Below are 737 nucleotides of genomic sequence, written 5' to 3' on the forward strand. Positions count from 1 at the left end.
TTATACAAAAGATCACCCCTATGCAATTATTTATGTTAAAGTTCATAATCGAGGAAAAAAAGACTATAAAGGAGGGAAATACCTTCATATGTATTGGGCGCTAGCTTCGACAGGATTAACTGCTAAAGCATGGAAAGGGCAAGAATACTATGTAGACAATAATGTTACGGGAGGACGTATGGATCCTAAACATATTGACGAAATAAAGGCAGGAGATAGTAGAGTTGTACGCGTTACATGGTCTTTACCAGATGATTTGTTGACTAAAGATAATGGTACAGAGAAACACCATTTCTGCCTATTAGGACAAATTTATGATGATGGAAATCCTGAATTAAAAGGAGAGTATCCTGCTGTACGATGGAGTAATGATATTGCGCAGAAAAATGTGTCAGTTATTTCCAAAGAAAATCTTCCAAAAGGGACAAATGTTTTCGTACGGAACATTTACAAGGGTAATCATAAATATTCTCTCGAAATACGACCTCGTAAGTTAGAAGATAAACTTCTTCTTTCTAAAGCAAGGTTAAAGATGGAAATGACATCACCTATATATGAGGCATGGAAACGTGGAGGATGTAAGGCAAGGAGCATAGCCTACAGTCCTACAATAACCCCCCAAAAAATAGAATTCAATTCATGGGATAGTCGTTTAGAAGACATTTGTATGAATGGATCGGATTTTGAAAAGGTAAAGATAAATATCGATTTCAAAACTCCAGCAAAATATTCTGGTG

At 36.0% G+C, this 737-nt stretch carries 1 protein-coding gene; it reads left to right on the forward strand.

Annotated features, from left to right (window positions below; all coding sequences use genetic code 11):
* Window positions 1-88 precede the first annotated feature (88 nt).
* A partial coding sequence (locus HMPREF9144_RS12555; protein ID WP_156792540.1) for a hypothetical protein occupies window positions 89-737 on the forward strand: 649 nt, incomplete at its 3' end.

Origin of the sequence: Prevotella pallens ATCC 700821 (assembly GCF_000220255.1) — a bacterium.
Taxonomy (GTDB): Bacteria; Bacteroidota; Bacteroidia; order Bacteroidales; family Bacteroidaceae; genus Prevotella; species Prevotella pallens.